A 12,344-nucleotide genomic window follows, 5' to 3' on the forward strand; every position below is an offset into this window, starting at 1 on the left:
TAAGCGCTGTTTTAGAGTTATGTAATTTAGAATAGTAGCAAAACTTAAACGTGTATAATATAGGTGTAAGGTAAGTTTTAGAGTTATGTAATTTAGAACATTTTAAAATTAATGCTAGTTCATATATTAAAAAGATCAATAAAATGAAATCTTTATTTTTATGAGATTAAATTATTTATTTCAATTAGTTACCAATAAATATGTTATACTAATAATAATTAGTATACAAAATCTTAATATAGGATATTTTAAAGATAGGAAGATTGATTTGATGAAAGGGTTATTGATAGGAATAGAGAATTTTAAAAAGTTAATTGATAAAAATGTATATTATGTTGATAAAAGCAAATTAATTGAAGATTTAATAAATGAAGAAGTTATTTTGTATACAAGACCTAGAAGATTTGGTAAGACTTTAAATATGTCAATGCTTTATTACTTTTTTTCAATTAAACAAAAAGAAAATGCTTATCTTTTTGATAACTTAGAAATAAGTAAAAATATTGAAGTGATGAAACATCAAAATCAGTATCCTGTTATTTTTATTACTTTGAAGGATATGAAAAGTAAAAGATTTAATGATCAAATTGCAATATTTAGTAAGATTGTTAGAAACTTAATAAATGATAATTTAGAATTATTAAATAGTGATTACTTAGAAGAAATAGATAAAGATAATTTAGTAAAATATCAAAAAGAAACAAAAAATGAAATTGATTTACAAGATGCTTTGAATTTTATTAGCAAATGTTTAAAAAAACATTATCATCAAAATGTAATTATTTTGATTGATGAATATGATGTTCCATTACAAAGCGCTTATATTAATGGATATTATGATGAAATGGTGGAATTTTTAAGAAATATCTTTAGCACTGCTTTAAAAACCAATGATTCTTTAGAAAGAGGAGTTTTGACAGGATGTTTACAAATAGCCAAAGAAAGTATTTTTACGGGGTTAAATAATTTTAGTGTTAGATCTATACTTAATCAATATTCAAGTGACTGTTTTGGTTTTGAACAGAATGAAATTGATGAGTTATTAAAATATTACGATCTTTATGATAAAAAAGGCTATATCAAGGAATGGTATGATGGTTATCGTTTCTATGACAAAGAAATATATAATCCCTGGAGCACATTGCTATATGTAAAAGAACTATTAGGAGATAGAAATATTGCTGCTATACCATTTTGGGCTAATACTAGCAGCAATGATATTGTGTATAAATATATCATTGAAGGGAATCAAAAACTAAAAGACGAATTTGATTTATTAATTAATGGTGAAAGTATTGAAAAAATAATCAAACCGGAGCTAACATATCGAGAAATGGATGATATTAATAATATTTATAGTTTTCTGCTATTTACAGGTTATCTTAAAATTATTAAATATGTTGATATAAATTGTTATAGATTAATGATTCCTAATAAAGAAATTAAACTAATATATACAAATGTTTTTCAAGAATGGGCCAATAAAATTCAAGAAAACTATGGTCAGAAGCTTATTGATGCCTTATTAGATAAAGATGAAAATAAAGCAAATGAGATATTAAATTATATTTTACTGCAATCAATGAGTTACCATGATGGTAAAGAAAGTTTTTATCATGGTTTTATTTTAGGATTATTAAATAATAATAATTTGTTTTCTAATATTGAAAGTGGTGATGGCAGAAGTGATATTAAGTATTTGCCGGTTAATAAAGAAAAAAGAGGTTTTATCTTGGAATTAAAAATATGCAAAAATAAAGATTTGTATGATACAGCTATAGAAGCATGTAATCAAATAATTGAAAAAAGATATCTAGAGAGTGATAAGGGTAGAGGGTATCTAAATATGCTTGGCTATGGAATTGCTTTTGATAAAAAACGAGCTTTTATTAAAATGTTGAAAGTATCTTAATTTGGGACGTTTGTCCCTTTTTGTTTAAAAATATAGTATATATATCTATAGTTAATAGTTTTAAATTAAGGTATAATGTATATATGCAGAAAGGGTGATAGAAATGAAAAAAGCAATTCCACTTGGAATAATGGATTATGAAAAACTAATAAAAGATGATTATTATGCAGTAGATAAAACATTGATGATCAAAGAGTTTCTTGAAAGGAAAAGCGGTGTTGCATTAATTACGAGACCAAGAAGATTTGGCAAGACTTTAAATATGTCAATGTTAGCTAATTTCTTTGATATTACCAAAGACTCCAAAGAATTATTTAAAGATACAAAGATCATGAAAACTGAATATGCTGATTACATCAACCAGTATCCAACTATTTTTATCACTTTTGCAGGAGCTAAAAGCAGTTTACAGGAAATAGTTAACTGTATTAAATTACAGATACAAAATGAATACGATCGTTATGAATACGTATTTACAAATATGTCAAAATTTAAAACAATTAATTATGAAAAAATTATTAATGAACTCATAAATAATAATGATTTATCAGGTATTACCAATGCTTTATCATTTTTAATGGAACAGTTAGAGAAATATTATCAAAAAAAAGTTATGCTGTTCATCGATGAATATGATACGCCATTTATTGAAGGACATGTAGGTGGTTTTTATGATGAAATAAAAGGCGGGTTAGCAGGATTGCTTCATAATGCTTTAAAACTATCACCAAGCCTTCAGTATGCGATGCTTACAGGAATTCAGAGAGTAGCCAAAGAAAATATCTTCAGTGATCTAAACAATCTTATAGTATGTACAGTAATGGATGATGAATATGATCAATATTTTGGTTTTACTGAAAAAGAAACAGAAGAGCTATTAAAATATTATGATTTATTATTAAATGATGAAGTAAAAGAAATGTATGATGGTTATCATATTGGTGGAGTAGAAATATACAATCCCTGGTCAATCATTAATTATGCTTCTAGAAGAAAGCTGATTCCATATTGGGTGAATACCAGCAGTAATGTAATGATCAAAAAAGCAATGGCCGAAAGTGAAGAAAGCTTTAAAGAAGGTTATGAAACATTGATCAAACAGGGATATTTAGAAACCCAGATAATGATGGAGACCAGTTTTTATGAACAGTCACAAACAGAAAGTTTATGGGGACTATTTGTAAATGCCGGGTATTTAACAGTAGAGCAGAGGATGCGAAAAAATAGATATCGAATCAGAGTTCCTAATGAAGAAGTACAACAGGAATTTATGTCACTGACGGCCTATCATTTACAAGTATCAGAAAGTGTTTTAGATGATTTATTTTATGCCTTGGAAACTAGAGACAAAAAATTATTTGAAAATAGTTATCGAAATATTTTAAAAAGAATACCATCATATCATGATTTAAAAGATGAAAACAGTTATCATATGATGTTATTAGGGATGAGTGCCTGGTTGACAGGAGAGTATGAAATAATCAGTAATCGAGAAGCCGGATCAGGGAGATGTGATATTATTTTAAAAGCCAAAAAGGATTTAGCATCATATGTAATTGAATTCAAGTATAGTAAAAATAAAGAAGAACTAGAGAGCTTATCAGATATAGCGATAGACCAGATCATTGAAAAAGAATATGATAAAGGATTAGAAGGAAAGATAATCTATATAGGATTAGCTCATTGTGGTAAAGAGGTTGATGTGAAATGGGTTGAAAAATAACTTTTTTTAAGATATTAAAGATTTGTGTAAGTTGTTATAGTATATTTAGAATTAAGATTTATCAAATTATTAATGAACTTATCTCTATATATAGATAGGTTCATTTTATATATTATTTAAATTGTCATTTTTATAAGTTAATATAACGTGTATATTCGTTTTTTAGATTTAGGAAAATTTGGTAGTTTAATTGCTGTTTTTTAAGTACAATTAAGATATACTATATTTTAATGGAGAGAAAAAGATGAGCGAACAGACTTTATTAGATGAAATTTATATGTTAAAAGAAGAAAATAAAAAATTACGGCAATTACTAACTAAATATGGTTATATATTTGAAGAAACTAAGCTTAATTCTGCTGATAAAATGAAAATATATCGCAGTTATTTTAGAGGTCGTGATGATATTTATGCTTGTTTTTATAAACAGTCTGTATTTCCAGCATGCTATAATCGAACAAAGGGAAATTGTTATTATGAAAAAGGTCATAAAGTTTGTTCAAAATGTAATAATGCAAGTTTTGTTCCATTAACTGATGATGTAATAAGAAATCATATTTCTAAACCTAACCAAAGAGCTGGTTTATATCCATTATTAAAAGATAATACATGTTATCTTTTGGCTATTGATTTTGATGAAGATGACTGGTTTGATGCTATGTTAAGTGTATATCGAATTGCAAAAAGAAATGGCATTGATGGTTTAATGGAACGTTCTAAATCAGGGAATGGTGGGCATTTATGGATATTTTTTGAAAATAATATTTATGCGTCTTGTGCACGGAAATTAGGTTTTTTCTTATTAAATGAAGCAATGAAAATAAATAAGCGAATTTCATTTGATTCTTTTGATCGATTATTTCCTAATCAAGATACCATGCCAATTGGTGGTTTTGGTAATTTAATAGCTTTGCCGATGCAATATGATGCTATAAACAATAATAAAAATACATTATTTATTGATGAAGATGGAAAATTAATAAGCAATCAGTTTATTCATCTTGCTAATATTAAAAAAACTAGTTCATTAAAAGTAGAAGAAATTTGCCAAAAAAATACTGAAAGAGTTTTTAATAATAAAATCAGTGCAGAAGCAGCTGTAAAATTTAATAATGAAATAAAAGTAATTGAGGGATCAATGTTAAAAATTTATCGTTTAAATTTAAATGCTCTGACACTTAATACGATTAAAACAGCAGCTTCAATTTGGAATCAGGAATATTTTTTATTTCAAAATATGCATCGGCCTATATATCATAAAACAACTCCAGCTATTTTGTCTGAATATGAAGTATTAGACGAATATTTATATCTACCTAGAGGGTTAAAAAAGAAATTATTAAAAATTTTTGATGATAAATTACAAATAGAAGAAAATACAGAATTAGGTCATAAAATAGAAGCTGAATTTAAAGGAAAGTTAATTGAATATCAAGAGAAAATTATTAATGAATTAGATAAACATGATTTAGGTGTAGTTGAAGCTCCAACCGGTTCAGGTAAAACCATTATGGCTTTAGCGATGATTGCTAAATATAAAGTTAGTACATTAATAATTTTGCCTGGTAAAGAATTATTAAAACAATGGAAAAGACAAATTGATATATTTATCAAATATCCCCAGGCAAAGTTAAAAAGAGATCATTATATTGGAGAATACACAGGAAATAAAAAGAAATTAACAGGTAATATTGACATAGCAACAATTCAATCATTAGTAAACATAGAAGATTTTAATATTTTACAAAAATATGGATTAGTAATTATTGATGAATGTCATCATTGTGCCAGCAATACATATCGAACAGTATTAAAACGGCTGAATGCTAAAAGAATATATGGATTTACGGCTACACCAGAACGTCAAGATGGACTTGAAGAAATAACATATATGTATTTAGGAAAGATAGTTGCAAAAGTGAATGAGAAAGATATTGCTAAATATCGAGATTATGAGCAGGTTTTGATTCCTCGTTTTACAACGTTTACGATGCTGGAAGAAAAGTCTAATTTTATGGAAATTGTTAATATTCTTATAAAGAATGAAAAAAGAAATCATTTGATTATTATGGATGTAATTAAGGAATTTAAAGAAAAAAGAAATATTATTATATTATCTGATCGAGTTGAGCATCTTGAGTATTTATATGAGCAATTACGATACGTTGATGAACATGTTTATTTGTATTTAGGTAAGACTAATAAAAAAGATAAAGCAAATATTCTTGAAGAGCTTAGATATACTAATGATTTTAATTACATAATTTTAGCATCAGCAAAACTTATTGGTGAGGGCTTTGATTTACCAAGTTTAGAAACTATGTTTATGGCAACACCATTTTCATGGAAAGGAAGGACAAAACAATATTCAGGTAGACTACATCGCCAAAATGATGGAAAAGAACTAGTAAGAGTATATGATTATGTTGATCAAAAAGTTGGAAGACTAGCTAAAATATTTAATATTCGTCTCAAGACCTATTTAAAGGAGGGGTATAAAATTTTAGAAAATGAAGAACTTTTATCATTAAATCGATATTTATATAGTAATTATATTAAAGCATTAGAATCGGACATGTTAAATGCAAGAGAGGAAATTATTATTTATAGTTCTAAGTTGACTCTTTCATTAATTAAGAAATCTTATCAGTTTATTCAATCTTTAATATATGATGGAATTAATGTGATTGTAATAATAAAATCACAAGTATTGAAAAATACTGATGAAACTGCATATTTAGAAAGACTTGGAGTAAAACTTATTTATAGTGAGGCACAAATCAATAATATTATTATTGATAACAAGATTTTGTGGATACCAAATTATGGATATTATGAAAAACAAAAGAATGTAAATGCACTTCGTATTGAAGATGTTGATGTTATTGAGGAAATTATTTCAATGATAAAAGATAATGTTTGAGATGATTAATTATAAATATGGTATACTTATTATTTGGAGGCGTTTAGATGAAAAGAGTTTTGATCGGTATAGAAGATTTTAAAGAATTGATTTCTAATAATTATTATGTAGATAAAAGTGAATTGATCAAAGATATAATCAATGAAAAGTTGTTTTATATACTATACCAAGAAGGTTTGGTAAAACATTAAATATGAGTATGTTATATTATTTTTTTCGATTGAACAAAAAGATCATGCTTATTTAAAGGTTTAAAAATAGATAAAGATATTGAAGCAAAAAAACATCAAAATAAATATCCGACTATTTTTATTACCTTAAAAGATATGAAACGTAATAATTTTAATGATCAGACAGAGAAATTTGCCGCTTTAGTATCTGATCTAGTTGATAAAAACATTGAATTATTAACAAGCTCTTTTTTAAATGAACGACAAAAAAACTATTACACCAATATTTAAATACAGCCAGCTCATTATCAAATTTCCAAGATGCCTTACTTAATATTTCAATTTGTCTACAAAAGCATTATCATGAAAAAGTAGTTAAATTGATCGATGAATATGATGTCCCTTTACAAGAAGCGTATATAAATAACTATTATGATGAAATGGTCGATTTTTTAAAAATGTTTTTAGTGCAGTCTTAAAGACAAATGATGTTTTACAAAAAGGGGTTTTAACAGGATGTTTAAGAATTACAAAAGAAAGTATTTTTACAGGCTTAAATAATTTTTCTGGATGTTCTATTCTTGATGAAATATTCGATAATCATTTTGGTTTTACGAATGAAGAAATAGTGGAAATTTTAAATTATTATCATCTTGAACAGTACCAAAATGAATTTAAAAGATGGTATGATGGATATTTATTTGGTAAAACAGAAATATAGAATCCTTGGAGTACATTATTATATGTAAATAAATTAATTAAGACCTCTAGTGTCACTGGTGAATCGTTTTGGGCTAATACTAGTAGTAATGAGATTATTTATCGTTATATCACTAATAACGACCTCGAACTTAAAGAGGAATTTACTATATTGATCAATGGTGGAGTAATAAAAAAGTAATCAAGCCAGAATTAACATATCGTCAAATGGATGATCTCAATAATATTTATAGTTTCCTACTTTTTACAGGTTATCTTAAGATCAATAAGTATTTGGATTATAATTGTTATGAATTAATGATTCCTAATTATGAAATTAAGTTGATTTATCAAGAAGCTTTTGATGGCTGGACAAAAGAAATCAAAGAAAATAATAGTCAAAAATTAATCAACACGCTTTTGAATAAAGATGAAGATAAAGCTAATGAAATTTTAAATTATATATTATTACAATCAATTAGTTATGATGATAATCAAGAAAGTTTTTATCATGGTTTTATGATGGGACTAATGAATGAAAATAATATTCATTCGAATATTGAAACTGGTGATGGACGACCTGTAAATAAAGAAAAAAGAGGCTTTATCTTAGAACTAAAAATAGTTAAAGATAAAGACCTGTATGATACAGCAGTAGAAGGATGTAATCAAATAATTGAAAAAAGATATTTAGAGAGTGATAAGGGTAGAGGGTATCTAAATATGCTTGGTTATGGAATAGCTTTTGATAAGAAAAGGTGTTTTATCAAAATGGTTAAAGAATAGTTAAATCATATTTTCTAATAGATTATTAATAAATGAGTTATAGTCATGACTATGAATAATACTTTGCTGCAACTTAGTATTATTAACAATTTCAATAAAGATATCATAAAGGTGCTCAATGTCTTGTTGGTCACCTTGTTTTATTGCAAGTAAAAAGACGATTTGAACAGTATCCTGCTGATACCAGGTAAGTGGTTTGTCAATGATAGCTACTGCAACCTTAGTATCCTTAGCACATAGACGCATTGGGTGGGGTAAAGCGAAAACTTCATTCATGTTTGTTTTTGCTAGATTTTCTCTTTCCATAACACAATCATAATAGTCGCTGTCAACGATATTCTGCTTTTCCATTAACTGGCACATTTGTTTTAGTAAAGCTTCTTTAGAGTCTATTTTATCTAAATGAATAAATAAATTTTTATCAAAAAATTTATTTGACTTTTTTGATTTGTTTAAAGAAATAGAAGTAATAAATTTAGAAATCGCTTCGATATCCTGATTATTCAAAGCAAAATCAACGGTTATAGTTGGAATGAAAGCACTTTTTAAAGGAATCGTCGAAATAACAAAATCAATATTCATTAATTCTCTTTTCGTATAATTAATAAATTCATTATACGAAGCTTTATGAACGATCGTAATTTTATCCTTAAAGAAAACATTTAATCTCGCCTCTAACATTCTTGTTGTTGCCTGACCTGAACCACAGACTAAAATCACACTTTTATTTTGAAGACTGCCAGAGAAACAGCGTTCAATTGCAGCTCCAATATGTAATGAAATATAACCAACTTCATCATCTGTTAAAATATACGGTGGGCTGTTAAATATTTTAGATGTGCAGGTTAGTGTGATATCAAAAGCTAAGGGAAAATTGGTTTTAATTGTGTTTAATAAGGGATTGCGTTTATTTAGGGCAAACGACTTAGTATTTAAAATTGATTTAAAGTGAAAGAAGAGGTCTTTTAATAAGATTTCATCATTACGTAAATCAAAATTATAATCTAAATAAATATTATCCAATAATTCTTTAACCAAAGTTTTGATGCGACTATCATTAGCAGCTAAATCATCTAATTGACTATTAGCGACTAAGTGAGAGTATATATATTTCTTTTCACCTTCACTAATAGTAATATTAAAATTATTTTCGATTTCAGTAGAGATATCATTAATAAAACTAGCATAATTTTCATCAATTTTGATCGTATTATTAATATTGATATAGCAGTCATATTGGATTCGAGAAATCATTAAAGCAAAATGAATTACTAGATTTTTAAAATTAAAATCACTAGTTTTTATATTAGCACGTTTTAATTTATCAGAAACGATTTGTTTAAGCAGGTCAAGATTGATTCCCTCAAATAACGCATACTCATCTTTAGTAAATCCAGTAACATAATTTTGAAAATTATACGATAATACATTTTCAACTAAACACTTTCGTTTATCATCTTCATTACCAATTACTTTAACACCAATATTTGTTTTTGAAATATATTCAAGATCATATTTCAAAAAGATATTTTTTAAACTCTTGATATAGTTTTGTAAAGTATTTTTACTTACATAAATATGATCAGCTAGATCATCAAGCGTCATATATTCATCACTATATAATAAAAGATGCAACAAATATTTGATTCGATCTTGAGAAGTGTCAAGTTCAAGATTACTAGTTTGACGCTGTTTCATGGCCTTTAAAAACTCTTGATATTTTTTTGAATCATTAATTTCAAGATAATATCCAGCTTTTCTTTTTAATTTTATTTGCGCCCCATTTTTTTCAAGAACATCATTTATTGCCTGAATATCACTGCGGATAGTACGATCAGTTATGTTTAATAGTGAAGATAATTGTTTTACGGAGACGATATTATCCTGTTTAATATAATCAAATATTTCGTTTAGTCGTTTGTATGGAAACATTATTATCACGATTCCTTCCTTATTCTGTCTATATTGTATAGATAATTGTTTGTTTATGCAAATAATTAATTTCCAATATAAAATGGAAATTTTTGGGCTTATTAAACAAATCTTTCCGCTTATAACTGGAAATGGCTTTGGTTGAAATATCACGTTTTTCCAGGTAGACTGGAGTTGTAGCAAGGAGGTATCGGTGTGATGCTTAAAGAAAATTATATATATTTAGATGTTAATGCTAAAACTAAAGAACAAATGCTGAAGTTTATTGCTGATAAAGCAATTGAAAATGACATCTGTGATAGTAGTGAGGGACTACTTGAAGATTTAAAAAAAAGAGAAACAGAGTTTCCAACAGGTTTACAAGATGGTTTTGCAATTCCTCATGCTCGCAGTAGTCATGTAAAAAAAGCAGCAATCTTATATTTACGCTGTAATGAAGCATTAGAATGGGGAACGATGGATGATAAGAAAGTAAATTATTTATTTTCATTACTCGTTCCTGAAGAAAATGAAGGAAATCTTCATTTAATGATGATATCTAAATTAGCAACTTGTTTATTAGAAGATGATTTTAAAGAAACGTTAAAATCAGTGACTGATAAAAAAGAGCTAAAAGATTATATATTAAAAAATATGGAGGTAGATTAAATGAAAATCGTAGGTATTTCAGCATGTCCAGCAGGACTAGCACATACGCCTATGGCCGCTAAAGCTTTAGAAAAAGCAGGCGCAAAATTAGGGTATGATTTAAAAATGGAACAACAGGGAAGTATGGGGCAGATCAACACAATTAGTGATGAGGAAGCTAAAGAATGTGATTTTGTCATCATCGCTTCTGATCAAAAAATTATCGGGATGGAACGTTTTGAGGGAAAACCTGTAATTCGTGTTAACATTACAACATGTATCAAAGCCCCTGAAGCGGTAATAAAAAAATGTGTTAAAGCAGTTGAAAGTAAAAAATAAAAGCAATTTAACTTGGCGGAGTCAAATTGCTTACACAAGACTATAATGAGTAGTGTGCACTCTCATTATAACACAAATAAAAAGAGAGGTAAAAAAGATGAAGAAGTTTTTTAAAGATGCTAAAGGTCATTTAATGACCGGAATTGGTTATATGCTGCCATTGATCATTGGCGCATCATTAATCGTGGCGATTCCAAAGTTGATCGGGGTTGCCATGGGAATCAATAGTTTAGATGTCTATGCTGATAAAGAGGGATTTTTACATATTTTATATTTATTAGAACAAGTAGGATGGACCGGAATTGGTTTAGTTAATACTGTTTTAGGCGGTTTTATTGCTTTTTCGATCGGTGATAAACCAGCAATCGGAGCTGGTTTGATCGGTGGGGCTTTAGCAACTAATACTAAAGCCGGATTTTTAGGAGCAGTCGTTGCAGCCTTTATTGCTGGATATGTGGTTAAATGGTGTAAAGAACATATTCATTTACCAGATTCAATGCAACAAATGATGCCTCTAGTTATTACTCCTTTTTTAGCGACTGGTGCGGTTGCAATCATTATGGGAGTTGTCTTAGCTGAGCCGCTAGCATTTATCAATGATGCTTTAGTATCATGGTTAAAAGAGATGTGCAATAGTGGGACAAGCCAATTAGTTTTATCTTTGGTTTTAGGAGCCATGATTGCTTCAGATATGGGTGGACCAATCAATAAATCTGCATGGATGGCGGGAAATGTTTTAATGACAGAAGGAATTTATCAGCCAAATGTTTATATTAATTGTGCCATCTGTATTCCACCTTTAGCTTATGCAATTGCTACCGTAATTAAGAAAAAACGTTTTTCACCAAGTTTTCAAGAAGCTGGGAAAGGTAACTGGGTAATGGGCTTTATTGGGATTACTGAAGGAGCGATTCCTTTCACTCTTGTAAAAGCTAGTCGCTTAGTACCAATCAATATGATCGGTGGTGCCCTTGGTGCAGGAATTGCCTGCTTACTTGGTGCAACTGCCAACATTCCGCCAGTAGGTGGTATGTATGGCTTTGTTTCAATTACTAGTGGCTGGGCTTATCTTGTCGGAATTATTGTTGGGGCACTGTTTATTGCCATCGTTGCACCAATAGTAGTTGATTTTAACGATAGTAGTGAAGAAGTGGATGAGTTATCTGAAGATGATATTGAAATAGAAATAGAAATTTAATAGGAAGATGAAAATCTTCCTATTGTTATAAAGGA

At 27.9% G+C, this 12,344-nt stretch carries 8 protein-coding genes and 2 pseudogenes; 9 read left to right on the top strand and 1 reads right to left on the bottom strand.

The window, feature by feature from the left end; genetic code table 11:
* Positions 1-271 precede the first annotated feature (271 nt).
* The 6 genes and pseudogenes from BR82_RS0114735 to BR82_RS16215 all read left to right on the top strand — a co-directional run bounded on the left by BR82_RS0114735 (position 272) and on the right by BR82_RS16215 (position 8,213).
* The gene (locus BR82_RS0114735; RefSeq protein WP_027090772.1) at positions 272-1,912 is read left to right on the top strand and encodes an AAA family ATPase; all 1,641 of its coding nucleotides are present in this window, start codon (positions 272-274) and stop codon (positions 1,910-1,912) included.
* Positions 1,913-2,015: 103 nt separating this feature from the next.
* On the top strand, positions 2,016-3,635 hold the full coding sequence (locus BR82_RS0114740; RefSeq protein WP_027090773.1) for an AAA family ATPase: 1,620 nt from the start codon (positions 2,016-2,018) through the stop codon (positions 3,633-3,635).
* A 244-nt stretch (positions 3,636-3,879) separates the two neighbouring features.
* A complete protein-coding gene (locus BR82_RS16540) occupies positions 3,880-6,558 on the top strand; it encodes a TOTE conflict system archaeo-eukaryotic primase domain-containing protein (RefSeq protein WP_051592870.1) in 2,679 nt (892 codons plus the stop codon).
* A 47-nt stretch (positions 6,559-6,605) separates the two neighbouring features.
* A pseudogene (locus BR82_RS17215) lies at positions 6,606-6,805 on the top strand (AAA family ATPase).
* A 252-nt stretch (positions 6,806-7,057) separates the two neighbouring features.
* Positions 7,058-7,207, top strand: a pseudogene (locus BR82_RS17995) (AAA family ATPase); the annotation flags it as partial.
* Between the two features lie 448 nt (positions 7,208-7,655).
* Positions 7,656-8,213: a PD-(D/E)XK nuclease domain-containing protein gene (locus BR82_RS16215; RefSeq protein WP_084300884.1), complete on the top strand. Its 558-nt coding sequence runs from the start codon at positions 7,656-7,658 to the stop codon at positions 8,211-8,213.
* Here the strand turns inward: BR82_RS16215 and BR82_RS0114760 are convergent, their stop codons facing one another.
* The gene (locus BR82_RS0114760; protein WP_034865339.1) at positions 8,214-10,145 is read right to left on the bottom strand and encodes a BglG family transcription antiterminator; all 1,932 of its coding nucleotides are present in this window, start codon (positions 10,143-10,145) and stop codon (positions 8,214-8,216) included.
* A gap of 198 nt (positions 10,146-10,343) precedes the next feature.
* Here BR82_RS0114760 and BR82_RS0114765 point away from each other — a divergent pair, with 198 nt between their 5' ends.
* The 3 genes from BR82_RS0114765 to BR82_RS0114775 all read left to right on the top strand — a co-directional run bounded on the left by BR82_RS0114765 (position 10,344) and on the right by BR82_RS0114775 (position 12,309).
* Positions 10,344-10,793 (top strand): PTS sugar transporter subunit IIA, encoded by a 450-nt coding sequence (locus BR82_RS0114765; RefSeq protein WP_034865341.1) that lies wholly within the window; start codon positions 10,344-10,346, stop codon positions 10,791-10,793.
* Positions 10,794-11,111 (top strand): PTS fructose transporter subunit IIB, encoded by a 318-nt coding sequence (locus BR82_RS0114770; RefSeq protein ID WP_027090776.1) that lies wholly within the window; start codon positions 10,794-10,796, stop codon positions 11,109-11,111.
* Positions 11,112-11,208: 97 nt separating this feature from the next.
* A complete protein-coding gene (locus BR82_RS0114775) occupies positions 11,209-12,309 on the top strand; it encodes a PTS fructose transporter subunit IIC (protein ID WP_027090777.1) in 1,101 nt (366 codons plus the stop codon).
* Positions 12,310-12,344 lie beyond the last annotated feature (35 nt).

The organism is Thomasclavelia saccharogumia DSM 17460 (genome assembly GCF_000686665.1).
Taxonomy (GTDB): domain Bacteria; phylum Bacillota_I; class Bacilli_A; order Erysipelotrichales; family Coprobacillaceae; genus Thomasclavelia; species Thomasclavelia saccharogumia.

What these genes read in the sequence shown, in the direction of transcription:
- BR82_RS0114735 (WP_027090772.1), top strand. Translation starts at nt 272, where the DNA reads ATGAAAGGGTTATTGATAGGAATAGAGAATTTTAAAAAGTTAATTGAT.
- BR82_RS0114740 (WP_027090773.1), top strand. Translation starts at nt 2,016, where the DNA reads ATGAAAAAAGCAATTCCACTTGGAATAATGGATTATGAAAAACTAATA.
- BR82_RS16540 (WP_051592870.1), top strand. Translation starts at nt 3,880, where the DNA reads ATGAGCGAACAGACTTTATTAGATGAAATTTATATGTTAAAAGAAGAA.
- BR82_RS16215 (WP_084300884.1), top strand. Translation starts at nt 7,656, where the DNA reads ATGGATGATCTCAATAATATTTATAGTTTCCTACTTTTTACAGGTTAT.
- BR82_RS0114760 (WP_034865339.1), bottom strand. Translation starts at nt 10,145, where the DNA reads ATGTTTCCATACAAACGACTAAACGAAATATTTGATTATATTAAACAG.
- BR82_RS0114765 (WP_034865341.1), top strand. Translation starts at nt 10,344, where the DNA reads ATGCTTAAAGAAAATTATATATATTTAGATGTTAATGCTAAAACTAAA.
- BR82_RS0114770 (WP_027090776.1), top strand. Translation starts at nt 10,794, where the DNA reads ATGAAAATCGTAGGTATTTCAGCATGTCCAGCAGGACTAGCACATACG.
- BR82_RS0114775 (WP_027090777.1), top strand. Translation starts at nt 11,209, where the DNA reads ATGAAGAAGTTTTTTAAAGATGCTAAAGGTCATTTAATGACCGGAATT.